Below are 24,263 nucleotides of genomic sequence, written 5' to 3' on the forward strand. Positions count from 1 at the left end.
GTACGCCACCGGAAGGCACCGTGTCAGGCGAGCCCACCGTACGCCGCGCCCCCCCTCGCAGCCTCGCCTCCGTTGCCCCGGCCCACCCTCCCGGAACCCCGCCCCCGCCGCCCCGACTGGGTGGGCTCCCGCGCGGCCCCCACAGGCGCGGCGCGGGCCCCCGTGGGCGCGGGCCGGGCGGGGGCCGGTCCCAGCGGGCGGGGGCCCGGCGGCGCGGGCCCCGGTGGGCGCGGGTCCGCTGGCCAAGGGCGCGGTCGGGTCAGCCGTCGTACTTCGCGTCCGCCGCCGCGTCCAGCGCCAGCCGATACCCCCGCTTCACCACCGTCTGGATCAGCTTCGGCGTCCCCAGCGCCGCCCGCAGGCGCGCCATCGCCGTCTCCACCGCGTGCTCGTCCCGCCCCGCCCCCGGCAGCGCCCGCAGCAGGTCCGCGCGGGAGACCACCCAGCCGGGGCGGCGGGTGAGGAGTCCGAGGAGGGCCATCCCGGCGGGCGGGACGGGCCGCAGGAGGCCGTCGACGAGGACGGCGTGCCCGCGGACCTCCACCCGGTGGCCCGCCACGGGCAGGACCCGCGAGCGGGCCGGCAGCTCCTTGCAGAGCAGCTGGACGAGCGGCCCGAGCCGGAACCGCTCCGGCGCGTACGTGTCGATGCCCTCCGCCTGGAGCGGGAGCGCCGTCACGGGCCCCACGCACACCGCGAGGACGTCGTGCCTCAGCGCGGTGACGAGTTCGGCCCGTACGCCCTTCTCCGCGGCCCGCGACAGCAGCGACACGGCGGCGGGCGCGCTGGTGAAGGTGACCGCGTCCAGGCCCCCGGACAGGACGCCGTCGAGGAGCCGGTCGAGCGGCCCGATGTCCTCCGGCGGCATCCAGCGGTAGACGGGGACGCCGACGACCTCCGCGCCGCCGGCCGTGAGCGCCTCCACGAATCCTGGCAGCGGCTCCCCGTGCAGTTGGAGCGCGATCCGCCGGCCCGCCACGCCCTCGCCGAGGAGCCGGTCGAGGACCTCGGCCATGGACTCCGAGCCGGGCGACCAGGACTCGGTGAGCCCGGCGGCCCGTACGGCTCCCTTGACCTTGGGTCCCCGGGCGAGCAGCTCGACGTCCCGCAGCACGGCGAGGAGCTCCTCTCCGCACCCCCAGCCCTCCGCCGCCTCGACCCAGCCCCGGAAGCCGATCGCCGTCGTGGCGACGACGACGTCCGGGGCGTGGCCGATGAGTTCCTTGGTGGCGGCGAGGAGTTCGGTGTCGTCCGCGAGGGGCACGATCCGCAGGGCGGGTCCATGGACGACGGCCGCGCCCCGCCGGCGCAGCAGCGCGATGAGTTCGTCCGCGCGCCGCGCCGCGGTGACGCCGACCGTGAAGCCGGCGAGGGGGCCGGCGGGGCCGTGTTCTTGCTGCTCGTCCATGGGGTGAGAGCCTGACGGGGACGCGTGACGGTCTCGGTTCGCCCGTATTTCCTGATCGTTACGGTCCGCGCCGGGCACCGGACATCACACCTTCGCGTAACCGGGCCGGGGCTCCGGCTCGGTGACGTCCCCGGCGTTCTCCGGGACCGTGGAGGGGACCGCGGACGGCACCCGAAGGTATACCGCCCAGGTGACGACCATGCAGGCCGCGTAGAAGGCGAGGAAGGCGACGAAGGCCGCCGTGCCGGTTCCGGAGGTCTGGAAGGACTGGCGGAAGGCGAGGTTGATGCCGAGGCCGCCGAGCGCGCCGACCGCCCCGATGAGGCCCATCGCGGCGCCGGAGAGCCGCCGCCCGTAGGCTTCGGCGGCCTCTCCGGCGAGGCCCTCGCGGTGCCCCTGGGCGAGGAAGATCGCCGGGATCATCTTGTACGTGGAGCCGTTGCCGAGGCCGCTGAGGACGAAGAGCCCGATGAAGCCGACGAGGAAGACCGGGAGGGACTCGGTCACGGAGGCGTAGATGACGACTCCGGTCGCGAGGGCCATCGCGGCGAAGGTCCCCAGGGTGATGCGGGCGCCGCCGTGGCGGTCGGCGAGGGAGCCGCCGACGGGCCGGATGAGGGAGCCGAGCAGCGGGCCGATGAAGGTGAGCGAGGCGGCCTGGAGCGGGGTGCGGCCGAACTGCGTCTGGAGCACGAGGCCGAAGGCGAAGCTGTAGCCGATGAAGGAGCCGAAGGTGCCGATGTACAGGAAGGCCATGATCCAGGTGTGGCGGGCCCGGACGGCCTCCTTCGCGGCGCCGGCGTCGTTCTTCACGGGGGCGAGGTTGTCCATGAAGAGCGCGGCGCAGACGGCGGCGACGACGATCAGCGGCAGGTAGACGCCGAGCACGATCCTCGGGTGCAGGGCGCCCGCCGTGCCGATGACGAGGAGGCCGACGAGCTGGACGACGGGGACGCCGATGTTGCCGCCGCCCGCGTTGAGCCCGAGCGCCCAGCCCTTCTTCCGCAGCGGGAAGAAGGCGTTGATGTTGGTCATCGAGGAGGCGAAGTTGCCGCCGCCGACGCCGGTGAGCGCCGCCACCAGGACGAAGGTGGTGTACGAGGTGCCGGGCTCCATCACCGCGAAGGCCAAGCCGGTGGGCAGCAGGAGCAGCAGGGCGCTGAGGATGGTCCAGTTGCGGCCGCCGAAGCGGGCGACGGCGAAGGTGTACGGGATCCGGATCAGCGCGCCGACGAAGGTCGCGGTCGCGATCAGGAAGAACTTGCCGGCCGGGTCGACGCCGTACTGCGGCCCCATGAAGAGCACCATGACCGACCACAGGCTCCAGATCGAGAAGCCGATGTGCTCGGAGATGACGGAGTAGAGCAGGTTCCGCCGCGCGATCCGCTCCCCCTTCTCGCGCCAGAAGGTCTCGTCCTCCGGCTCCCACTGCTCGATCCACCGGCCGCCCATGTCGTACCTCCGCGGGTGTCGGGTCCTGGGGCGTCCACAGCCCCGGTCCACCTGTCCCCGACGCTAGGGAGGCCGCGTTTCGGCCCGGTGCCGCGAGGTGACGTCAGCGGAACCTTGCTCTCACCCGGAGCGCGAAGCCCCTGTGAGCGCCCCCGTCTCTTTAGGGCTCGGTTCGCCTCCGGGGCGCTGGAGCCGGGCTCACGGACCCGACCGTGCTCACCTCCCTCGTTCCTCGGGAGGCTCCGCGCGCTCGGGTCCGTTCCCCCGGCGCGCCCCTTCGGCTCATTCGCCGGTCCCAGGGGTGGACGGGACCGGGACCCGATGCGTGCCGCCCCGGGCCGCACCCTCAGCCGCCCGGCAGCCCCGGCTCCCGTTCAGGCCCCCGGCAGTCCCGGCTCCCCTTCAGGCGCCCGGCAGCCCCGGCTCCCCCTCCGGCAGCCAGGACCCGGCCGGGCGGGCGTGCCAGCCCTCCCGGGCGCCGATCTCGGCGGCGGCGGTCCGCAGCGCGTCCAGACCGGGATGGCGCAGCCCCTTGCGCCACACCAGGCTCAAGGGCGACAGGGGTACGGGGTCGACGAGCGGCCGCAGCACACAGCCCGGCATGGGCGGGAAGTCGACGACGGCGAGCACCGGGTTGCGGTGCTTGGCCATGATGCGGCGGAACTCCTCCTTGCCGACGGCGAGCGGCGCGGGCGGGGCGATCTCGATGCCGCGCCCGGCGAAGAGCCGGGCGGCGAGGTCGGTCCACTCGGGCGTGCGGTCGTTCCCGGCGCCCGCGTAGATCCGTTCCCCGGCGAGACCGGCGAGCGGCACCTCGGTCAGGTCGGCGAGCGGATGGTCGTCGGGGAGGATCACGGCCATCCGCTCGTACCGCACGAACTGGGAGTCGAGCCGCGCCCGCAGCCCGGCGTCGAGCCCGCCGTACCGGCCGAAGGAGGTGTCGAGCCGCCCGGCGAACATCTCCCGTACGGCGCCGGTGAGTCCGCTCTCGTAGCGGGCCATCAGCTCCTGGTCCGGGGCGAGTTCACGGGCCCGGCGCAGCACGTTCTCGGGGGCTAGGCCGGGGCTGTTGAGGTCGACGAGGAGCGGCCGGGGCGCGGCCAGGAAGGCCTCGGTCAGCTCGTCGTGCGCGGCCAGCACCCGGAGCGCGTACGGGAGGAGGCGCTCGCCGTCGGGCGTGAGGGAGACCTGCCGGGTGGTCCGTACGAAGAGCTCGGCGCCCAGCTCGCGCTCCAGGCGCCGGATGTCACGGCTGAGGGCCTGCTGGGCGACGTAGAGGCGGGCGGCGGCGCGGGTGAAGTGCAGCTCCTCGGCGACGGCGGTGAAGGCGCGCAGGAGGCGGGGGTCGATGTCGCGCGGCACGACGGACACCGGCACGGGAGACGTCGGCACGGCGGACGCCGAGACGGGAGACGTCGATGCGGCGGACGCCGGCACGCGGGAAGGCACCGGGGAGGACATCGCCGCATTTAACAACACAGCCGCGTGAATGGCCACCGAACAGGTGTTGGACCCGCCCGGCCCCCTCCGGCGAGCCTTGATCCATGCCGCAACCGGACCTCACCCTCACCCCGGCGGGCCCGGCCCTCGCCCCCCGCTACCGCGACCGGCGCACCGCCGTTCTCAGCCGCCCCACCCACACCTCCGGCCACACGGACACGCACACGCACACCCCCCGCAACGCCTACCTCCGCCTCTTCGCCGTCCCCGGCGCCCCCGCCTTCATCGTCGGCAATCTGATCGCCCGGCTGCCCATGGGCATGTTCGGCGTCAGCGCCGTGATCATGATCGCGGCGGCCTACGACTCGTACGCCCTCGCGGGCGGCGTGACGGCCACCGGCATGGCCGCCGGGGCCCTCACCGCCCCCTGGATCGCCCGGCTCGTCGACCGGTACGGCCAGGCGCGGATCGCGGTCCCCGCCACCGTCTACGCCGTCCTCGGCCATCTGGTGCTGCTGCTCTGCGTCCATGAGAAGGCGCCCGTCTGGGCCCTGTTCGCCACCACCGCGCTCACCGCCACCTCACCCAACACGGGTGGCATGTCCCGGGCCCGCTGGGCCCATCTCCTCAAGGGCGACCGGGACGCCCTGCACACCGCCAACGCCTTCGAGCAGGCCACCGACGAGCTCTGCTTCATGCTCGGCCCGGTCGTCGCCGCGCTGCTCTGCTCCACGCTCTTCCCCGAGGCCGGCACCCTCGTCGGCGCCGCCCTCTTCCTCACCGGCGTCCTGGTCTTCGCCGCCCAGCGCTCCACCGAGCCGCCGGTCTCACCCCGTACCGTCACGGGCTCCCCGCTGCGGGTCCCCGGCATGGCCCCGCTCCTGGCGGTCTTCCTCGCCACCGGCGCGGTCTTCGGCTCCATGGAGGTGGTGACCGTGGCGTACGTGGACGGCCCCCTCGCCGGTCCGGTGCTGGCCCTCCAGGCCGCCGGCTCCTGCGCGGCGGGCCTCCTCTACGGCCACGCCCGCCGCACCTTCCGGCTCCGCACCTGCCTGGCCGCGATGGCCGTCCTGATGACGATGCCGCTGCTCGCAGCCTCGACCGGCTCGCTGCTCGCCCTCGCCGCCGGGCTCCTCCTGGCGGGCATGGCGACGGCTCCGACGATGGTGACGGGCATGGGCCTGGTGCAGCGCCTGACCCCGGCGTCCCAGCTCAACGAGGGCATGACGCTGGCCGTGACCGCCCTGCTCGGCGGCATCGCGGCCGGCTCCGCCACCGGTGGCTGGGCCGCCGACCACGCGCCGTTCGCGTCCTTCGGCTTCCTGGCCCCCGCCACCGCGGCCGCCGTGGCGCTGACGCTGTGCGCGGCGGCCCGGGTGGGCGGCCGGGCATGACGAAGGCCCGGCAGTCGGTGACTGCCGGGCCTTCGCCCACATGGGATGAGGTGTCCGGGAGGCAAACCTCCCGGACGCTCGGTGGAGATGGCGGGAATCGAACCCGCGTCCAACGGTACGGAAGCAGGGCTTCTCCGTGCGCAGTCCGCTACGAGTTTCTCGGCCCCGGAGATCACACGGACAAGTCTCCGACGGGCTCAGTCACTGTTTGATTTCCCTCTCACCCCCGTGACCGGGGTGAGAGGTTTAGATCCCTAAATGACGCCAGGATCCGGGTCGGGACCACCCCCGGGCTGACGCTCCTCACAGAGGCTTCTTGTCGTTACCTAAAATTAGGCAGCGAGGGCGAAGCGGGAGTTATCGCTCTTGGAGTTGGCGATTATTGGTTGCGACATATGGTTAACGAGATCATTGCCGCTTCCTCGGCACGCTTCCCCTGCATCGGTATCCGCTGTCGAAACCGATCATCCCCATGTTTATTTTTCAAAGTGCGCACCCTTGCGAGGTGGGCACGACCCATCGTACGTGACCGACGGGTGCTGTCGCCAGCGTATTACCCGCGACCGCGCCGCTCCGCCGAACAGCGCCGAGCGGGGCTCACCCGACCTGGGCCGCCCGCTGCTTGCGCTTGGCCGCCGCGATGGCCCGGTTCGTCTCGCGCGTGTCCTGCTTCTCGCGCAGAGTCTGGCGCTTGTCGAACTCCTTCTTGCCCTTGGCGAGCGCGATCTCGACCTTGACCCGGCCGTTCAGGAAGTACAGCGCGAGGGGCACGATCGTGTGACCCGTCTCCTGCGACTTCGCCTCCAGCTTGTCGATCTCCTCGCGGTGCAGCAGCAGCTTGCGCTTCCGCTTCGCCGAGTGGTTGGTCCAGCTGCCCTGCATGTACTCGGGCACATGGATGTTGTGCAGCCACGCCTCGTGCCGGTCGATCTGCACGAAGCCGTCGACGAGCGAGGCGCGGCCCATCCGCAGCGACTTCACCTCGGTGCCCATGAGCACCAGACCGCACTCGTAGGTGTCGACGATGTGGTAGTCGTGGCGCGCCTTCTTGTTCTGCGCGATCATCTTGCGCTCGGGCGCCTTGTCCTGGTTCTTCTTCGCAGGCTTGCCCTGCACGTTCACGAGTCCCTTTGCCATAGTGCGGTCATTTTCGCACTACGAGCCCCCTCCGAGGCCACTCAATACCGTCTTCGCCCGTTCTTCCGCCCGTTCCCCGGCGGTCAGGTCGGGGGTGATGCCCCGGCCGTCGACGGCGTGACCGGCCGGGGTGCGGTAGTGGCCGACGGTCAGCTCGGCGACGGAGCCGTCCGGCAGGGCGCTCGGCATCTGGACCGAACCCTTGCCAAAAGTGCGGGAGCCGACCGTGACGGCCCTGCCCCGGTCCTGGAGGGCTCCGGTGAGCAGCTCGGCCGCGCTCATGGTGCCGCCGTCGATCAGCGCCACCAGGGGCCTGCCGGTGTCGCCGCCGCCCTCCGCGTACACGGCGCGCTGCTCGCCCTCCACGTCGTACGTGGCGACCAGACCGCCGTCGAGGAAGGCGGAGGCCGCCACGGCTGCCTCGGCGACCAGGCCGCCGGCGTTGCCCCGCAGGTCCAGGAGGACGCCGGCGCCGGCCGGGGCGGCGCGTACCGCGTCCCGCACGCGCGTACCCGCGCCCTTGGTGAACGCGGCGACGCGGATCAGCAGGGTCCCGTCGTCGAGGCGGCGGACGGTGACGGGATCCGTGGCGAGCCTGGCCCGGTGCAGGGTCTGGGTCCAGGCCGCGCGGCCGCGCTCGACCCGGAGGGCGACGGTGGAGCCGGGGACGCCGTCGCCGCGCAGGAGGGCGACGACCTCGGAGACCGAGAGCCCGTCGACCGGGCGGCCGTCGACGGAGACGAGCCGGTCGTCGGCCCGCAGCCCGGCGCGCTCGGCGGGGCCGCCGCTCTGCACCCGGGTCACCCGGACCCTGCCGTCGGCGGCCCGGCCGGCGGAGAGCCCCACACCGGTGTACGTGCCGTCGAGCGCCTGCTCGAACTCGGCGTACTCCCTCTTGTCGTACACCGCGCCCCAGCGGTCTCCGCTGCGGCTGACGAACTCCTCGGCCGCCTGCTTGCCCGACTTGCCGTCCGCCATGGCGTCGGCCGCGGCCCGGTTCAGGGCGGCGCTGTCGACCGTCGCGGAGTCCCGGGACCCCTCACCCGCGCGCAGGGTGGCCCCCGTGCGCCCCGCGGTCTCCTGCCGGGGCAGCGAGCCGGTAGCGGCGGCGGTGGCCAGGACCCCTGCGAAGACCAACGTCAGAACGGCCCCACGGAGCACTCCGCGGGGCCGGATACAGGAATGGTCGGTGCCGGCCGGCATGGCGCCCACTCTAGGACAAGGCAAAGGCGCCGCACGGGCTTTGCCCGTACGACGCCCTCCGCCGTCAGCGGGGTCTTCTCACACCTTCAGGTACTTGCGCAGCGCGATGAAAGCGGCCACGGCGGGCATCAGCAGCCCGATGGCGATCACCAGCGGCAGCTTGGCGAGGACGGCGTCCCAGCCGATGAAGTTGACGAGCTGCATCTTCTCCGCGAGCGCGATGCCGTGGTCGATGAGGAAGTACCGGCCGACGAGCAGCAGCACACAGGCGACCGCGCCGCCGAGGAGTCCGGCGAACGCCGCCTCCATGATGAACGGCATCTGGATGTAGAAGCTGGACGCGCCGACGAGCCGCATGATCCCGGTCTCGCGGCGGCGGCTGAAGGCCGAGACGCGGACCGTGTTGACGATCAGCATCAGCGCGATGACCAGCATCAGCCCCATGACGCCGAGGGCGGCGATGTTCATGCCGTTCATCAGGTCGAAGAGGTTCTGCAGGATGCCCCGCTGGTCAGCGACCGACTCGACGCCGTCACGGCCGGCGAAGGCGGTGGCGACCACCTTGTACTTCTCCGGGTCCTTGAGCTTGACCCGGAACGACTCCTGCATCTGGTCCGGCGTCACGACGGAGGCGATGGCGGTGTCGCCGTACTGCTCCTTGTACCGCTTGAACGCCTCGTCGGCCGTCTCGTGCATGACGGTGTCGACGATGTCCATCTTCTTCAGATCGGCCTCGATCTGCTCCTTCTGCTGCGCCGTGACCGCGCCCTTGGCGCACTTGGCCGCCGAGGCCGCGTCGGCCTTGTTGCAGAGGAAGATGGAGACGTTGACCTTGTCGTACCAGTAGTCCTTCATCGTGCTGACCTGCTCGCGCATGAGCAGCGCACCGCCGAACAGGGCGAGCGAGAGGGCCACGGAGACGATGACGGCGAACGTCATCGTGAGATTGCGCCGGAGACCGACGCCGATCTCGGAGAGCACGAACTGAGCGCGCATGGTGTGTTGAGTCCCCTACCTGCTCAGTGCTGGTAACCGTAGACGCCGCGGGCCTGGTCGCGGACGAGGCGGCCCTTCTCCAGCTCGATGACGCGCTTGCGCATCTGGTCGACGATGTTCTGGTCGTGGGTCGCCATGACGACGGTGGTCCCTGTCCTGTTGATGCGGTCGAGCAGCTTCATGATGCCGACCGAGGTCTGCGGGTCGAGGTTGCCGGTGGGCTCGTCGGCGATCAGCAGCATCGGGCGGTTGACGAAGGCCCGGGCGATGGCGACGCGCTGCTGCTCACCGCCGGAGAGCTCGCCCGGCATCCGGTCCTCCTTGCCGCCGAGCCCGACCAGGTCGAGCACCTGCGGCACGGCCTTGCGGATCTCGCCGCGCGGCTTGCCGATGACCTCCTGGGCGAAGGCCACGTTCTGGGCGACGGTCTTGTTGGGAAGGAGGCGGAAGTCCTGGAAGACGGTGCCGAGCTGACGCCGCATGTGCGGCACCTTCCAGTTGGAGAGCCGGGCCAGGTCCTTGCCGAGGACGTGCACCTGGCCTTGGCTGGCGCGCTCCTCGCGGAGGAGCAGCCGCAGGAAAGTCGACTTTCCGGAGCCGGACGAACCGACGAGGAAGACGAACTCCCCCTTCTCGATCTCCAGGGATACATCCCGGAGCGCGGGGCGGTTCTGCTTCGGATAGGACTTGGAGACGTTGTCGAATCGGATCACGGATGCACCACGGTCGGCCGGGAGTAGGTGTGCGTGACCTTACGCGACCGGGGAAGACCCGCGCAGTCGCGGTTCCGGCTTGCGACGTTTATCCCTTTCGCCCTCACGGTGGAACGGTGGCGATCCGGTGGGGCGCGCCGAAACGCCGTCGAGCTGGCAGAGTGGTAGGGGGAACGTCCGGACACCGCCGGGCGTTGTCCTGGTGTGAAACCCAGTGCGGGAGGAGGAGAGCGCATGACCTACGACCGACTGGTGTGCGCCAACTGCGCGGCCCCGGTCGCCGAGGGCCGCTGCCCCGTCTGCCGCGCGAACCGGGAGCGACTGACCCCGCAAGGCGGTCTCTCGCCCGCGATGCTGCTGACGCTGGCGATCGCCCTGCTGGCCGCGATCGCCCTGCTCGCGGCGGTCCGTACGGTCTAGCGGGACCGTGCGGCGTCCACACGAGCCGGAACCATGAGGAAGGGCCGGGGAGCGACTCCCCGGCCCTTCCTCATGCGCTGTACGTCATACGCCGTACGGATCCACGCTCACGGCCGGATCAGACGGCGGCGCGGCCACCGCCGACGAGACGCGGCAGCATGCGGAAGCCGATGCCACCGGCGATCATGGTCGCGGCGCCGATGATCAGGAACGAGGTCTCGGCCGCACCGGTCTCGGCGAGCTCCTCCTTGGCCTGACCCTGCTGCACGGGCTGCGAGCCGGCGTTGTTGGTGTCGGTGTTGTTGTTGCCACCGTCCACGCACTCGGCGCCGTCGAGGTCGACGGTGCAGGTGCCGGCGTCACCGTTGTCGGTGCCGTCGGTGCCGTCGGTGGTGTCGTCGGTCGGGCTGGTCGTCTCGCCCGGGCCCGGCGCCGTGGTCTCGCCCGTGGGGGGCGTGGTCTCGACCGGCGGGGTCGTCTCCGGCGGCGTGGTCACCGGCGGGGTCGTCACCGGCGGGGTCGTCTCCGGCGGCGTCGTGACCGGCGGCGTGGTCACCGGCGGGGTCGTCTCCGGCGGCGTGGTCACCGGCGGCGTGGTCACCGGCGGGGTCGTCTCGGGCGGCGTCGTCACCGGCGGCGTGGTCACCGGCGGCGTCTCCGTCTCCTCGCACCCGGCCGTGCCCGGAATGCACACGGTGGGATCCGAGGTCACGCTGTTCGGAACCTCGTCACCGAAGGCACCCACGGCCTGCGCCGCACCCGCCGCGGTCAGCGACGCACCGGCCGCGATCACCGCACCGGCGGCGATGCGCGCGATACGGACTCGCATCTGCTTGGTCATCTGGCTGCTACCCCCAGTAGCTCATCTCGTCATGGGGCAGCGCTCGGGGCACGCGACAGAGGCGGCTCACTGCTGGGCCCGCCCCCGTTCGCACGCGCCCCAGAAATGCGCATGCCAGTACGCCACCCTTCCGATTTTCCGATGAGGCGTCAAGGTCGTTGCGCGTGCGATGCCCGAAAGATCACGACGTGTCCCACATGCGGGGATGCAACTGTGACGTAAACCCAGAACTCCGGGCCCCGCACTGCCAGTTCCCTTGTCGACAAAGCTCCCCGGCAGCCCCGTTTCCGCTTGCGTCAGCGAATCCGCTGAGCGGCCGGAGGACACGGCGTGGAACGACGACGGGCCCCGCACCGTGACGGTGCGGGGCCCGAACGTGCCGTGTTCCGGGGTTACTTCTCCTGCTGCTTGCGCCAGCGGATGCCCGCCTCCAGGAAGCCGTCGATCTCGCCGTCCAGAACGGACTGCGGGTTGCCGACCTCGAACTCCGTACGGAGGTCCTTGACCATCTGGTACGGGTGCAGGACGTACGAGCGCATCTGGTTGCCCCAGGAGCTGCCGCTGTCCTTCAGGGCGTCCATCTTGGCCCGCTCCTCCTGGCGCTGACGCTCGAGGAGCTTGGCCTGGAGGACGTTCATGGCGCTCGCCTTGTTCTGGATCTGCGAGCGCTCGTTCTGGCAGGAGACGACGATGCCGGTCGGGAGGTGCGTGATGCGCACCGCCGAGTCGGTCGTGTTGACGCCCTGGCCGCCGGGGCCCGACGCGCGGTAGACGTCGACGCGCAGCTCGGACTCGTCGATCTCGACGTGGTCGGAGGACTCGACGACCGGCAGGATCTCGACACCGGCGAAGGAGGTCTGGCGACGGCCCTGGTTGTCGAAGGGCGAGATGCGGACCAGGCGGTGAGTGCCCTGCTCGACGGAGAGCGTGCCGTAGGCGTACGGCGCCTTCACCACGAAGGTGGTCGACTTGATGCCGGCCTCCTCCGCGTACGAGGTCTCGTAGATCTCGGTCGAGTAGCCGTGGCGCTCCGCCCAGCGCAGGTACATGCGCTGGAGCCGCTCGGCGAAGTCGGAGGCGTCGACGCCACCGGCCTCGGCGCGGATGTTGACCAGGGCCTCGCGCTCGTCGTACTCGCCGGAGAGGAGGGTGCGGACCTCCATCTCGTCGAGGGCCTTGCGGACGGAGGTGAGCTCCGTCTCGGCCTCGGCGAGGGTGTCCGGGTCGTCCATCTCCTCGGCGAGCTCGAAGAGCACCGCGAGGTCGTCGATGCGCCCGCGCAGGGTCTCGGCCTTGCGGACCTCGGCCTGCAGGTGCGAAAGCTTGCTCGTGATCTTCTGCGCCGCCTCCGGGTCGTCCCACAGGGACGGGGCCGCGGCCTGCTCTTCGAGCACGGCGATGTCCGCCCTCAGCTTCTCGAGGTCCAGGACGGCCTCGATCGACCCCATGGTCGAGGAGAGGGACTTCAGCTCTTCTGATACATCGACGACTGCCACGCGTCCAGCGTAACGGCTCGCCGCCGCTGTTACGGCAGGGAGGACTGCTTGGAGTCCTGCGGCGGGGTGTCGGCGTCCCCGGAGGCCGCCAGGTAGCCGCCCGCGCCGAGGGCGCCCGCGACCACCACCGCGGCGATGGTGAGGGTGATCCGGCGCTTGCGGACCGTCTCGGCCTTGTGGCGGGCCGAGCCGGGTCTGCGGGCCCCCGCGGGGCGCGGGGCGCGGGCCGTGCCCAGGGGGCCGCCGGAGAGCTCGTCGGGGGCCGGGACGCGCATGGAGGTGTGGGTGTCGCGGTTGGAGTCGGGCGAGGCGCCGGGGACGAGCGGGACGGCGGCCCGGCGCGGACCGGGCTCCCCCGCGCCCGTGCCGGTGGCGTACGTGTCCTCCTCGTACGTCTCCGGCGCCGGCTCCGCGTCCGGCTCGTCCACGTCGAGCGGCGGGATGCCCTTGAGCAGCGGCAGGACGTCCTTGAGGCGGGTGGCGAGCTCGGAGGCGCGCAGCCGGGAGGCCGGGGCCTTGGCCAGGCACTGCACGATCAGCTGCCACAGCTCCTCGGGGATGCCGGGCAGCGGGACGACGGTCTCGGTGACGTGGCGGCGCAGCACGGCGCCGGGGTGGCCGCCGCCGAACGGGGTGAAGCCGGCGAGCAGCTCGTACAGGACCGTCGCGAGGGCGTAGATGTCGACGGCGGCGCGCGGCGGGAGGCCCTCGACGATCTCGGGGGCGAGGTAGTCGGGGGTGCCGATGATCCGGGTGGCCTTGGTGCGGCCCGGCGTGTCGATCAGCTTGGCGACGCCGAAGTCGGTGAGCAGGGCGGGGTGCGCGCCGCCGGGTCCGAGCGGTCCCTCCATGTCGAGCAGGATGTTCTCCGGCTTGACGTCCCGGTGGACGATCCCGGCGGCGTGCGCGGCCGCGAGGGCGTCGGCGACGTCGGCGACGATCGCGACGGCGGCCTCGGGGGCGAGCCTGCGTTCCCGGTCGAGGCGGGTGCGCAGGTCGGTGCCGCGGACGAGGTCCATGACGAGGGCCAGGTCGTTGCCGTCGACGACGAGGTCGCGGACCTTGACCACGCGGGGGTGGTCGAGGCCGAGCAGGGCGGTCCGCTCCTGGACGAAGCGGCCGACGAGCTCCTGGTCGGAGGCCAGGTCCTCGCGCAGCAGTTTGACGGCGACGGGACCCTCGGGCCCCTCGCCGAGCCACACCGTTCCTGCACTGCCCCGTCCCAGGATCTGGTGGGTGGTGTAGCGGCTGCCGATGTTCCGTGCCAAGACTGCTCCCTCAGCGGCTGCGGTTCGCGTGCAAAGTTACGCGTCCGCAGCCGCCGGACGTCACTTCCGAGGGGAAATCACCCCTCGGAAGTCGATAAATCGGCAGTATTACGTGGTCCCGGGCCGTCACTGCCCGGTCTTACCGCCGGTAGCGCCGGTGGAGTCGCTCGCCTCGCCGATCTTGGAGAACCAGTCGGTCACCTTCGCGATGCCGTCGCCGATGGCCTCCCAGTAGCCCTTGCCCTCGGCGATCCAGTCCTGGAGCGGGGTCAGCTCCCAGACGAGCCAGCCCGCGACCACGAACAGCACGATCATGACCAGGCAGCCCTTGAGGCAGCCGAGGCCGGGGATCCGCACCGGGTTGGCGCTGCGCTGACGCGGCGGCCGCGGCTCGCGCGGGGCAGGCGCCGGGGCCTGGGGCGGCGGCTGCGGCGGGGTGTACTGCTGCTGGGGCTGCGCGTACTGCTGCGGGGCGGGCGGCGGCGCGTACTGCTGCGGCTGGTGCTGCTGGTGCTGCTGCTGCTGGTGCTGCGGCGGGTACGGCTGCTGCGGCCGCTGCTGCGCGGGACGCTGCTGCTGGTACGGCTGCGGCGGCTGCTGCCCGTACTGGCCCTGCTGGCCCTGCTGCCCGTACTGGCCGGGTCGCTGGTCCTGCGGGGGCTGCTGGCGCTGCGGGCGGCGGCGCAGCGGGTCCTGGCTCGGGTCCAGGTACTGCACCTGCGTCTGCTCGTTGCGGTCGCGGGCCGCGCGGAGCTGGCTCTGCCAGGGGTGCGGCTCCTCGGACTGCGCGCCCTGCGGCGGCTGCGGCGGTACGGGGGGCATGACGGCCGTCGGGTCGGCGGCGCCCGCCGAGCCGCTGGTCGGCATGACGCTGGTCGCGCCGGCGGGGTCGTACCGCGGCGGCATCCCGGCACCGCTGGGCAGCACCTGGGTGGGGTCGGCGGCACCCGCCTCGGGGGTCTCCGGGACGGGCGCGGGCGCCGGGTCCGGGGCGAGGAGCGCGCCGACGCCCTCGGCCGCCTCGATCTGGGCGGGCGTGGAGTGCACGCCGATGCCGGCGGCGACCGCGCGCAGACCGCGCGCGAGGTTCACCGCGCTCGGCCGCCGGTCCGGGTCCTTGCTGAGGCAGCGCTCTATGACCGTCCACAGGGGCCCGGGCACGGTCGAGGGCCTGCGGGGCTCCTCGCTGAGGTGCCGGTGGAGGACCTCGAGGGCGGTGCCGCCCGCGAACGGCGGCCGGCCGGTGACCAGCTCGTAGAGCAGGATGCCGGCGCCGTAGATGTCGACGGCGGAGGTCTGCGGGCGGCCCTCGGCGGACTCCGGCGCCACGTACGCGGGCGTGCCGACGAATTCGTGGGTGCGGGTCAGCCCCGGGGAGTCCGCGAGGCGCGCGATGCCGAAGTCGGTGAGCATCGGGTGCATCTGGCCGCCCTGCTCGGCGAGCAGGACGTTGGCCGGCTTCAGGTCGCGGTGGACGACGCCGTCGGCGTGGCTGGCGGCGAGCGCGTCGGCGATCTGGGCGGTCAGGAGGGCGGCGGCGACCGGGGTGAGCGGGCCGCTGTCGCGGATGTACCGGTGCAGGTCGGGGCCCTCGACGAGGTCCATGACGAGCGCGAGGACATCGCCCTCGACGACCAGGTCGCGGGTGCGCACGATGTTGGGGTGGGTGAGCCGGAGCAGCACGGACCGCTCGCGCAGGAAGCGCATCACGATGTCCGCGTCGTTGGCCAGCTCCTCCTTGAGGACCTTGATCGCGACGGTCTCGCCGGGCTGGCCGGGCACGGCCGCCTCGGCGCCCGCCGTCTCCCTCTGGCGGGCTCGCCAGACGGTGCCCGTGGCGCCGCGGCCGAGCGGCTCCTCGAGCAGGTACTTGCTGCCGATAGGCCGCACGTCACGCGCTCCCTGCTGATCGTGGTCCTGGGGTGATCCGGTGATGCTCCCTGGGTCCCTGTTCTCTGTTGTGACCCGTCCGGGTGTCCGACCCACTTTAGTGCCGCCGAACGGGGTACCGACCGGTCGTCCACAGGCCGATTCCGATTCCCGAGGCCCGCCGGGGGCGGGCCGGTGCCGTGCCGTCGCCGGTGTCGACGCGTGCCGTCGCCGGGCGGGCCCGGGTGGGTCCGGTCTGTCCGAAAGAAGACGCTTCAGGAGGCGGGACGGTTGCGGGGCATGTTCCGAAGGCATGCTCAACCAGGCACTTTTGCGTCCACAGCCGACCATTCAAGATCACTTCCGGCCGACCCGGGGGCGGGTTGTCGGTGGCAGGTGCGAGGATGCCTCCAGCACGTCGCATCGGTGGGGTCGGGAGCCCCCGCGCCGTGCCGACCTGTACCGGGCGACGCGTCCGTGCCGGGTGGGGGGAGTCACAGGGCGGTTCCCCTGCCGGGCATCACGCAGAAGGGACCGCTGACGGCGATGCAGATCCGGCTGACCGTCCTCGCGCCGTACGCCGGCCATGGCGCCGGACGTACCTGCGACGTGCTCGTCACGGCCCCCGCCGGGACGGCCCTGGCCGCCGTGGCCTCGAATCTCGCCGCCGCCGTCACCGGCCCCGACACCTCCGCCTCGGGCACCACCGTGCTCTACGCGGGCGCGGAGCGGCTCGACGGCCGCCGGTGCGTGCTCGGCGAGCCCCCGCTGGTCGACGGCGCGGTCCTCTCCCTCCAGGTCCCCGGCCCCGACGACCGCGTCGGCGAGGCCGCCGCGGCCCGGCTGCACGTGGTGGCGGGCCCCGACGCGGGCGGAGTGCACCTGCTGCACGGCGGAGCGATCAGAATCGGCCGTTCCGTGGACGCCGACGTACCGCTCGACGACCCGGACGTCTCCCGCGCGCACTGCACGGTGACCGTCGGCGAGGACGGCCGGGTCACGGTCGCGGACCGGGGCTCGACGAACGGCACGACCCTCGACGGCACGCCGGTCGGCGACCGCCCGGTCGCCTTCCGGCCGGGCGCGCTGCTGCGCCTCGGCGAGTCCGCCCTCCGGCTGACCGGTCCCGGCGACGACCTCGGCGGTACGGAGACGAGGGCGACGGCCCCGGACGGCGAGGGCCACCTGCGCGTGGCACCGCCCGGAGCCGACGGACGGGCTCCGGCGACGGACGACCGGCCCGCCCACGCGGGCGTGCCCCGCTCGGCGGCCGACGGCGCGCTGGACGACACCACCCACGGCGGGGCGCGCGGCGTCCCGCTCGGCGGGCCCACCGAGAGCGCGTACGACGACCCGTACGGTCCGGGCGGTGCCCGCGACCGCGGTGCGGACTCACCCGGCGCGGGCCACGCCCGCGCGGGCGACCACCTCGGCGGCCACGACGGGTCCGACGGCGGCGAGGCGCACAGCAGGACCCGACCGTCCCCCGGCGACACTCCCCCCGCCCAGGCCGGCCCTCCGCGCGCGGGGGGCGGTGGCAAGCGGGGCCTCGGCGCCTGGGCCCGGCGCCTGGCCGGCGGACGCGAGGAACTCCCGGCGCCAGCCGCCGACCCCCGTACGGCCCCGGACACCCACGCGGGCGCCCGGCTCGGCTCCGGAGCCCGGGACGGCTCCCCCGCGCCCGTGCCGCTGGCCGACACCTGGCCCGACCCGGCCACCGTCCTGCTCACCGCCCTCGGTCCCGGACCCCGGCTCTGGGAGCGCGGCCAGGACCATCCCGAATCCCTGGTGGTCCGGCTCGGCACCACGGACCGCGCCGACCTCTCCGGCGTCCCGGTCACCGTGGGACTGCGGGAGGCCGGGTCGCTGGGCCTCGCCGGCCCAGCCGACCGGCTCGCCGGTCTCGCCCGCTCGGTCGTCGCGCAGCTCGCCGCCCTGCACTCCCCCTCCGACCTGGAGATCGTGCTGATCAGCGCCGACCGGAACCGCTCGCTGGACGAGCGGCGCCGGTCCTGGGGCTGGCTCGGCTGGCTCCCGCACGTCCGGCCGGCCCACGGCCAGGACTGCCGGCTGCTCCTGGCGTACGACCGCGAGCAGGCCCAGGCCCGTACGGCGGAGCTGACCCGGCGGCTCGACGACGGCCCCCTCGGCCCCGGCTGGCCCAGCGCCGACCGCGCGTCCGTCGCCGACGCCGCGGCCCGCCACGAGGGGCCGACGACGGTCGTGATCGTCGACGGCGACCCCGGGTCGGCGGCCCTGCGCGAGACCGTCGCGCGGCTGGCCGGAGCCGGAGCGGCGGCCGGGATCCATCTCCTGTGCCTCGCCGAGGCGCCCTCGGCCTCCCCGGTCTCCCCGGTGGCCGCCACCTACGAGACGGCGTGCGCCGCGTCCCTCGCGTTCCGCGAGTGCGGGGCCGCCGCGCTCCTCAGCGGCGACGTGGCGACGGCCCTGCGGCTGCTCAGGACCTCCGGCGGACGGGTCGCGGGCCACGGCACGGTCGGCGTGGTCGACGCGGTCTCCGTCGCCTGGGCCGAGCGGTTCGGGCGCGCGCTCGCCCCCTTGCGTTCGGACACGGCGGCGGCGCCCGGCGCGCGTGCCGCCGCGCTGCCCCCGTCGGCCCGCCTGCTCGACGAACTCGGGCTCGCCCGCGCCACCCCCGCCTCCCTGATGGCCCGCTGGGCCTCCGCCGGGGACGGCACCGCCGTCCTGGGCGCGGGGCCGCGCGGCCCGCTGGCCGTGGACCTCACCCGTGAGGGCCCGCACCTGCTGATCGAGGGACCCGCGGGAAGCGGGCGGACGGAGCTGCTCCGTTCGATCGCCGCCTCGCTCGCGGCCGGCGGCCGCCCCGACCGGCTCGGCCTGCTCCTGGTCGACGGGGCGGGCGGCGACCGCGGCGAAGGGCTCGCGGTCTGTACGGAGCTGCCGCACGTGACGGAGCATCTGGTCGCCTCCGACCCGGTGCGGATGCGGGAGTTCGCGCAGGCCCTGGGCGCGGAGCTGAAGCGCCGGGCGGAGCTGCTCGGCGACGGCCACTTCGCCGACCGCCGGGGGCCGCGCGCGGCGACCGCGGCGACCGCCGCCGACCGGCTGATCGGCCAGCGTGCCCCGAGCGCGGCGGAGTCCGTGCCCCAGGGCGCCCGCGCGACCGTCCGGCTCCAGGACTCCGGCGACCTCACGGACCGCCCGAGCGGCCGCACCCTGCGCACGGGCGACGGCACGATCGGCTCGCTGCCGAGCACACGAAGCGGCCGCGCGGACGGCCCGTACCCCCCCTCGGACGACCTCGGCGGCCGCCCGAGCGGCCGGATCACGTACACGGGAGACCTCGACGGTCGGCCGAGCGGGCGGAGCGCGTACCCGGGAGACCTCGACAGCCGGCCCAGCGGGCGGAGCGCGTACCCCGGTGCCGAGGACCTCGGCGGCCGGGCCGGCGGCCGGATGGCGTACCCCGGGTCCGAGGACCCGGCCGGGCGTCCCAGCAGCCGCACCCTGCGCACGGGCGACGACGACCTCACCGACCACCCCAGCGGCCGCGTGTCCCGCACCGGGGCCGAGGACCTGGGCGGCCACGGCAGCGGACGGGTGTCACGCGGCGGGGCCGAGGACCTCGGCGGCCACGGCAGCGGACGGGTGCCCCGCCCCGGCGACGGTTCGCTCGACGAGCGGTCCGGTGCCCGGACGCGGGCCGCCGCCGACGCCTTCCTGACCGATACGCCCAGCGGGCGGCTGCCGCGCCGGGACGGCGCCGACCGCTCCGGCGGCCGCACCCTCCGCACCGGCGACGGCGACCTCACGGACCGCCCGAGCGGGCGCGTGTCCCGCACCGGGGCGGAGGACATCGCCGGCCGGGCCGGCGGACGCGTCCCCCGGCCCGGGGAAGGTGACCTCGGCGGATACCCGAGCGGTCGCGTGTCCCGGCCCGGCGACGGCGACCTCGCCGACCGCTCCGGCGGCCGCGTGCCCCGCCCCTCCGGCGAGGAGACCGCCGGGCGGATCCCCCGGCCCGCCGTCGGTGAGCAGGGGTCCGGCCGAGCCCCGGGCAGTCCCGCCCACCTCCCCCGGCTCATCGTTCTCGTCGACGACTTCGACGCCCTCGTCGCCCCGGCGCTCGGCGCCTCCGGGCGGCCCGCCGCCGGTTCCGTCGTGCGGGCCCTGGAGGCCGTCGCGCGGCACGGCGAGCGGCTCGGTGTGCACCTCGTCGCGACCTCCGCGCGTCCCGACCGGACCGCCGACACGGAGCTGGCCCACGGGGCCCGGCTGCGGATCGTGCTCGACGCGCCCCCGGTGACCGCGGGTCCGGACGTACCGGCCGCCGGGCGCGGGCGCCTCGGCCATCCGGACGGCCGGGTGACGCCCTTCCAGGCGGGCCGTGTCACCGGCCGGATCCCCCGGACGGCGACGCTCCGCCCCACCGTCGTGCCACTGGAGTGGGAGCGGATGGGCGATCCGCCGACCCGCCGTCCGGTCCGCGAGCTGGGCAACGGACCGACGGACCTGGCCCTGCTCGCCAGCGCCCTCGACCGTGCCGCCCGCTCGGTGGAGGCGACGCCCGTGCCCCCGCTGACCCCCGCGACCCACAGCTGACACCACGTCACGAGGGCGACACAAGGCCCCCCTTGACCCGGCCGACGATGATCGCGCCGACGGGGCTCCGCCCGCTCAGGCCTTGAGCGCCGCGACCGTCGACCGCGCCAGATCGTCCACGTACCCCGGGGGCAGCGGCGTACGGACCACGACGACGCGCCAGTAGAGCGGCCCGACGACCAGGTCGAGGGCGCGGCCCGGGTCGGCACCCTCGGGGAGTTCGCCGCGGGCGACGGCCTCGCGGACGATCTGGGCCATGACGCCGCGCTGGCCGTCGAGCAGCGCGGCCGTGACGGCCTCGGCGATCTCGGGCTGCCGGGCCGCCTCGACGAGCAGGTCCGGGATGACCTGCGAGGCGACGGGGTGGCGCAGCGCGTGCGAGGCCACCTGGAGGAGCGCGCGCACGTCCCCGTGCAGGGAGCCGGTGTTCGGCGCCGGCAGACCCTGGGCGGCGAAGGCACCGACGAGGTCGAGGACGAGGGCGAGCTTGGACTTCCAGCGCCGGTAGACGGCGGTCTTGCCGACTCCCGCGCGGCGCGCGATGCCCTCGATGGACATCCGGGCGAAGCCGACGGCCGCGAGCTCCTCGAAGACGGCGGCGCGGATGGCCTCGGTCACGTCCTCGCGCAGTACGGCCGCTCCGGCGGGGGCGCGGCGGGGGGTCGGATCGGTCATGAACGGCATCCTAACCAACGGCGACGCCCCGAGGGCGTCACGACGATACGGTTGCGTTCCGACGTGGGATCATCCTAGTCTCCCCGTAGCGACGATACGGACCCGTTCCATCGCCGAGGATGCCCGCACCCTTCGTCGAAAGCGCCCACCCGTGACCACCCAGACGCTTCCCCCGCCCCTGCAGAAGCCCCCTCCCGGGGAGGCCTCACCCCGCGAGACCCAGGAGGCCTCACCCCCCGAGACCCAGAGGGCCTCACCCCACGCGGCCTCCACCGAGGACCTGCGCGAACTCGCCCGCCGCCACGGCCTCACCGTCAGCGGCGCCCGTCCCTCGCTGCCCGCCTACGCCCGGCAGATCTGGTCCCGCCGCGACTTCATCACCGCCTTCGCGACCGCCCGGCTGACCGCCCAGTACAGCCAGGCGCGCCTCGGCCAGGTCTGGCAGGTGATGACGCCGCTGCTCAACGCCGCCGTCTACTACCTGATCTTCGGCGTCCTCATGGACGCCAAGGAGGGCGTCGCCGACTACGTGCCCTTCCTGATCACCGGCATCTTCGTGTGGACGTTCACCTCGAACACGATCCTGGCCGGCACCCGGGCGATCAGCGGCAACCTGGGCCTCGTCCGCGCCCTGCACTTCCCCCGCGCGAGCCTGCCGATCTCGCTGTCGCTCCAGCAGCTCCAGCAACTGCTGCTCTCGCTCGCCGCACTGGCCATGATCCTGTTCGCGCTCGGCGAGTTCCCCACCTGGAGCTGGCTCCTCGCCGTCCCCGCGCTGCTCTGCCAGGCGCTGTTCAACACGGGCGTGGCGCTCGTCCTCGCCCGGCTCGCGGCCCGCACCCCTGACATCTCCCAGCTGATGCCGTTCGTGCTCCGCACCTGGATGTACGCCTCGGGCGCGATGTGGTCGATCCAGAACCTGGCGGCGAGCGGACGCTTCCCCGACGGCGTGGTGCTCGCCCTCCAGTGCAACCCGGCGGCGGTCTACATCGACCTGATGCGCTTCGCGCTCATCGAGAGCTACACCTCGGCGCAGCTGCCGCCGCACGTCTGGGCACTCGCCGCCGGCTGGGCCCTGCTGGCCTTCGGGGGCGGTTTCATCTGGTTCTGGAAGGCGGAGGAGACGTACGGCCGTGGCTGACCCGCAGAGCACCCCCACCCCCACCCTCACGCCCCTCGACACCCCCACCCCGCCCCCCACGACCGCACCCTCCCCGACCGTCGTGGTCGACGGAGTCCACATCACCTACACGGTCAACGGCGGCGGCAGCGGCGGCCGGGGTGCCGCGACGGCCGCGCTCAGCCGCATGCTCCGGCGTGGCGGGAAGCGGCCGGCCGGACGCCGGGTCCACGCCGTGAAGGGCGTCAGCTTCGTCGCGTACCGGGGCGAGGCAATTGGCCTGATCGGTTCGAACGGATCTGGGAAATCCACCCTCCTGAAGGCCATCGCGGGCCTCCAGCCCGTCGAGCGGGGCCAGGTGTACACCGATGGGCAGCCCTCGCTCCTCGGCGTCAACGCGGCCCTCATGAACGACCTCACGGGCGAGCGGAACGTGATCCTGGGCGGTCTCGCGATGGGCATGAGCCGCACGGAGGTCCGCGAGCGCTACGACGAGATCGTGGACTTCTCCGGCATCAACGAGAAGGACGACGCGATCTCCCGCCCCATGGGGACGTACTCCTCCGGCATGGGGGCGCGGCTGCGCTTCTCCATCGCCGCCGCGAAGAGCCATGACGTCCTGCTCATCGACGAGGCCCTGTCCACCGGCGACGCGCGCTTCCGCCGCCGGAGCCAACGGCGGATCGACGAACTGCGGGCGGAGGCCGGGACGGTCTTCCTGGTCAGCCACTCGAACTCGACGATCACGGAGACCTGCGAGCGGGCCCTGTGGCTGGAGGCGGGCACGCTGCGGATGGACGGCCCGGCGAAGGAGGTGGTGGCGGCGTACGAGGAGTTCACCGCGACAGGAGCCGGAACAGGGGCCAAAGAAAAGGGCAAATAAGACATTAAGGGCTACAGTGCGGAGGGATGACGAACGATCACCCGCAGCCGCCACCAGGGCCCCGAGCCGAGCCCCCCAGGCTCACCGGGTCCCCCTTCGACTCGGACACCTTCACCTCCGCCACCTTCGTCACGGTCGGCCGCGGCCCCTACCTCGCCGTCGCCGCCGTCTGGCTGATCACCCGCGTCGGCATGCTGCTGCTGCTCCTCCGCGACACCCTCGGCATCGGCGGCGTCCGCCGCGAAGTGGACCTCTACCAGCACTGGTACGAGCAGTTCGCCCAGGGGACCTTCCCGCCCGGCGACGTCACCTGGCAGTACCCGCCCGGCGCGGGGCTCGTGATCATGTCGCCGGGCGTCCTCCCCTGGCTGGCCTACGTCCAGGCGTTCGTCGCGCTCACCCTCCTGGCCGACGCGGTCGTCACCGCCGCACTCGCCCGCGCCGACAGCGCCCGGCTCACCCACGGCACCTGGATCTGGGTCTGCGGGCTGCCGCTGCTCCTGCACCTGCCGCTCGCGCGGTACGACGTCCAGACCACCGCCCTCGCCGTGCTCGCGCTGCTCGCGCTCACCGCCCGCTCGACCGCCGCCCACCAGCTCGGCGGGGCGCTCGCGGGCATCGGCGCGATGGTCAAGGTCTGGCCCGCGCTCGCCCTGATCGGCACCCCCCGGGGCCGTACCACCCGCGAGGCGTGGACCGCCGCGGTCGTCGCGGCCCTCGCCCTCCTCGCGACGCTCGCGCTGTTCTTCTCCGACTCCCTCGGCTTCCTGCGCCAGCAGGGCAGCCGCGGCATCCAGATCGAGTCGCTCGGCGGCACGGCCCTCGCGCTGGCCGAGGCCGGCGGCAGCTGGCCGGGCAGGGTCGAGTTCCGCTACGGGGCCTTCGAGTACGTCGGCCCGTACGTCTCCAGCCTCGGCCACCTCGCCCTGCTGCTCACCGTCATCGCCTTCGGCTGGCTGCTGCTGTGGCGCGTACGGGCCCACCGCTGGACCGCCGCCACCCCGCTCGACGCGGCCCTCACCGCCGTCCTGCTGTTCACCGTCACCAGCCGGGTGATCAGCCCCCAGTACATGATCTGGCTGCTCGGCCTCGCCGCCGTCTGTCTGACCTCGCGCGACACCGTGATGCGCCCCGTGGCACTGCTGCTGCTCCCGGCCGCCGCCCTCAGCTCCCTCGCGTACCCCGTCCTGTACGACCACGTCGTCGCCGGCACCCCCCAGGGGCTGACCGTCATGGTCCTCCGCAACGGTCTGCTGCTCGCCGCGGCCCTGCTCGCCGCCCGCCGCCTGTGGACGTCGACGGTCACCGGACCGCCCGAGGACGCCGCGTAGACCTCGGGAAGCCGCGTGGCACGCACGGGAGAA

18 protein-coding genes and 1 other RNA gene are annotated in these 24,263 nt (G+C 73.6%); 6 read left to right on the forward strand and 13 right to left on the reverse strand.

All coding sequences use genetic code 11. From position 1 onward, the window contains the following. Window positions 1-259: 259 nt before the first annotated feature. The 3 genes from ACIP8Z_RS16430 to ACIP8Z_RS16440 form a co-directional block, all read right to left on the reverse strand. Complete coding sequence (locus tag ACIP8Z_RS16430; RefSeq protein ID WP_402083729.1) at window positions 260-1,408, reverse strand: uroporphyrinogen-III synthase; 1,149 nt, start codon at window positions 1,406-1,408, stop codon at window positions 260-262. An 84-nt stretch (window positions 1,409-1,492) separates the two neighbouring features. Further along, entirely contained in the window at window positions 1,493-2,860 is a 1,368-nt protein-coding gene (locus ACIP8Z_RS16435) for a nitrate/nitrite transporter (protein ID WP_402083732.1), read from the reverse strand. 402 nt (window positions 2,861-3,262) lie between these two features. Then, on the reverse strand, window positions 3,263-4,357 hold the full coding sequence (locus ACIP8Z_RS16440; RefSeq protein WP_402083735.1) for a LysR family transcriptional regulator: 1,095 nt from the start codon (window positions 4,355-4,357) through the stop codon (window positions 3,263-3,265). A 47-nt stretch (window positions 4,358-4,404) separates the two neighbouring features. Between ACIP8Z_RS16440 and ACIP8Z_RS16445 the strand changes: the two genes are divergently transcribed. Beyond that, on the forward strand, window positions 4,405-5,694 hold the full coding sequence (locus ACIP8Z_RS16445; RefSeq protein WP_402083736.1) for an MFS transporter: 1,290 nt from the start codon (window positions 4,405-4,407) through the stop codon (window positions 5,692-5,694). Between the two features lie 79 nt (window positions 5,695-5,773). Here ACIP8Z_RS16445 and ssrA read toward each other — a convergent pair. The 5 genes from ssrA to ftsE form a co-directional block, all read right to left on the reverse strand. Further along, window positions 5,774-6,166, reverse strand: a transfer-messenger RNA (tmRNA) gene (gene ssrA, locus ACIP8Z_RS16450). A 125-nt stretch (window positions 6,167-6,291) separates the two neighbouring features. After that, window positions 6,292-6,831, reverse strand: a complete 540-nt coding sequence (smpB, locus tag ACIP8Z_RS16455; protein ID WP_319309632.1) for an SsrA-binding protein SmpB — start codon at window positions 6,829-6,831, stop codon at window positions 6,292-6,294. Between the two features lie 18 nt (window positions 6,832-6,849). Continuing rightward, window positions 6,850-8,034 carry a S41 family peptidase gene (locus tag ACIP8Z_RS16460; protein ID WP_402083740.1) on the reverse strand — a complete coding sequence of 395 codons (1,185 nt, stop codon included), beginning with the start codon at window positions 8,032-8,034 and terminating at the stop codon, window positions 6,850-6,852. 78 nt (window positions 8,035-8,112) lie between these two features. Next, window positions 8,113-9,030, reverse strand: a complete 918-nt coding sequence (gene ftsX, locus ACIP8Z_RS16465) for a permease-like cell division protein FtsX (protein WP_229314003.1) — start codon at window positions 9,028-9,030, stop codon at window positions 8,113-8,115. Window positions 9,031-9,053: 23 nt separating this feature from the next. Continuing rightward, a complete protein-coding gene (ftsE, locus tag ACIP8Z_RS16470) occupies window positions 9,054-9,743 on the reverse strand; it encodes a cell division ATP-binding protein FtsE (RefSeq protein ID WP_053648390.1) in 690 nt (229 codons plus the stop codon). A gap of 234 nt (window positions 9,744-9,977) precedes the next feature. On the opposite strand from ftsE, the gene ACIP8Z_RS16475 reads away from it, so the two are divergent. Further along, window positions 9,978-10,163: a hypothetical protein gene (locus ACIP8Z_RS16475; RefSeq protein WP_030324454.1), complete on the forward strand. Its 186-nt coding sequence runs from the start codon at window positions 9,978-9,980 to the stop codon at window positions 10,161-10,163. Window positions 10,164-10,281: 118 nt separating this feature from the next. Here the strand turns inward: ACIP8Z_RS16475 and ACIP8Z_RS16480 are convergent, their stop codons facing one another. The 4 genes from ACIP8Z_RS16480 to ACIP8Z_RS16495 form a co-directional block, all read right to left on the reverse strand. Next, window positions 10,282-11,004, reverse strand: coding sequence for an LPXTG cell wall anchor domain-containing protein (locus tag ACIP8Z_RS16480; protein WP_402083744.1), 723 nt, complete (start codon window positions 11,002-11,004; stop codon window positions 10,282-10,284). A 392-nt stretch (window positions 11,005-11,396) separates the two neighbouring features. Continuing rightward, window positions 11,397-12,500: a peptide chain release factor 2 gene (prfB, locus tag ACIP8Z_RS16485; RefSeq protein WP_030324452.1), complete on the reverse strand. Its 1,104-nt coding sequence runs from the start codon at window positions 12,498-12,500 to the stop codon at window positions 11,397-11,399. A gap of 29 nt (window positions 12,501-12,529) precedes the next feature. Continuing rightward, window positions 12,530-13,768, reverse strand: coding sequence for a serine/threonine-protein kinase (locus tag ACIP8Z_RS16490; protein ID WP_402083747.1), 1,239 nt, complete (start codon window positions 13,766-13,768; stop codon window positions 12,530-12,532). Between the two features lie 126 nt (window positions 13,769-13,894). Then, complete coding sequence (locus ACIP8Z_RS16495) at window positions 13,895-15,658, reverse strand: serine/threonine-protein kinase (protein WP_402083750.1); 1,764 nt, start codon at window positions 15,656-15,658, stop codon at window positions 13,895-13,897. A gap of 525 nt (window positions 15,659-16,183) precedes the next feature. Here ACIP8Z_RS16495 and ACIP8Z_RS16500 point away from each other — a divergent pair. After that, window positions 16,184-20,221 (forward strand): FtsK/SpoIIIE domain-containing protein, encoded by a 4,038-nt coding sequence (locus ACIP8Z_RS16500; RefSeq protein ID WP_402083752.1) that lies wholly within the window; start codon window positions 16,184-16,186, stop codon window positions 20,219-20,221. Window positions 20,222-20,296: 75 nt separating this feature from the next. Here ACIP8Z_RS16500 and ACIP8Z_RS16505 read toward each other — a convergent pair whose 3' ends face one another. Continuing rightward, the gene (locus ACIP8Z_RS16505) at window positions 20,297-20,905 is read right to left on the reverse strand and encodes a TetR/AcrR family transcriptional regulator (RefSeq protein WP_402083753.1); all 609 of its coding nucleotides are present in this window, start codon (window positions 20,903-20,905) and stop codon (window positions 20,297-20,299) included. 271 nt (window positions 20,906-21,176) lie between these two features. Between ACIP8Z_RS16505 and ACIP8Z_RS16510 the strand changes: the two genes are divergently transcribed. The 3 genes from ACIP8Z_RS16510 (at window position 21,177) to ACIP8Z_RS16520 (ending at window position 24,230) form a co-directional block, all read left to right on the forward strand. After that, window positions 21,177-22,037: an ABC transporter permease gene (locus ACIP8Z_RS16510; protein ID WP_402083876.1), complete on the forward strand. Its 861-nt coding sequence runs from the start codon at window positions 21,177-21,179 to the stop codon at window positions 22,035-22,037. An 82-nt stretch (window positions 22,038-22,119) separates the two neighbouring features. Further along, a complete protein-coding gene (locus tag ACIP8Z_RS16515; RefSeq protein ID WP_319309722.1) occupies window positions 22,120-22,899 on the forward strand; it encodes an ABC transporter ATP-binding protein in 780 nt (259 codons plus the stop codon). A gap of 26 nt (window positions 22,900-22,925) precedes the next feature. Continuing rightward, window positions 22,926-24,230, forward strand: coding sequence for a glycosyltransferase 87 family protein (locus ACIP8Z_RS16520; protein ID WP_402083755.1), 1,305 nt, complete (start codon window positions 22,926-22,928; stop codon window positions 24,228-24,230). Window positions 24,231-24,263: the final 33 nt, after the last annotated feature.

The organism is Streptomyces sp. NPDC088553 (assembly GCF_044752965.1).
Lineage (GTDB): Bacteria > Actinomycetota > Actinomycetes > Streptomycetales > Streptomycetaceae > Streptomyces.

Excerpts from the sequence above, each read along its gene's own strand:
- ACIP8Z_RS16480 (WP_402083744.1), bottom strand. The coding sequence starts at position 11,004 with ATGACCAAGCAGATGCGAGTCCGTATCGCGCGCATCGCCGCCGGTGCG.
- ACIP8Z_RS16475 (WP_030324454.1), top strand. The coding sequence starts at position 9,978 with ATGACCTACGACCGACTGGTGTGCGCCAACTGCGCGGCCCCGGTCGCC.
- ftsX (WP_229314003.1), bottom strand. The coding sequence starts at position 9,030 with ATGCGCGCTCAGTTCGTGCTCTCCGAGATCGGCGTCGGTCTCCGGCGC.
- ACIP8Z_RS16500 (WP_402083752.1), top strand. The coding sequence starts at position 16,184 with ATGCAGATCCGGCTGACCGTCCTCGCGCCGTACGCCGGCCATGGCGCC.
- ACIP8Z_RS16445 (WP_402083736.1), top strand. The coding sequence starts at position 4,405 with ATGCCGCAACCGGACCTCACCCTCACCCCGGCGGGCCCGGCCCTCGCC.
- ACIP8Z_RS16505 (WP_402083753.1), bottom strand. The coding sequence starts at position 20,905 with ATGCCGTTCATGACCGATCCGACCCCCCGCCGCGCCCCCGCCGGAGCG.
- ACIP8Z_RS16430 (WP_402083729.1), bottom strand. The coding sequence starts at position 1,408 with ATGGACGAGCAGCAAGAACACGGCCCCGCCGGCCCCCTCGCCGGCTTC.
- smpB (WP_319309632.1), bottom strand. The coding sequence starts at position 6,831 with ATGGCAAAGGGACTCGTGAACGTGCAGGGCAAGCCTGCGAAGAAGAAC.
- ACIP8Z_RS16460 (WP_402083740.1), bottom strand. The coding sequence starts at position 8,034 with ATGCCGGCCGGCACCGACCATTCCTGTATCCGGCCCCGCGGAGTGCTC.
- ACIP8Z_RS16520 (WP_402083755.1), top strand. The coding sequence starts at position 22,926 with ATGACGAACGATCACCCGCAGCCGCCACCAGGGCCCCGAGCCGAGCCC.
- ACIP8Z_RS16435 (WP_402083732.1), bottom strand. The coding sequence starts at position 2,860 with ATGGGCGGCCGGTGGATCGAGCAGTGGGAGCCGGAGGACGAGACCTTC.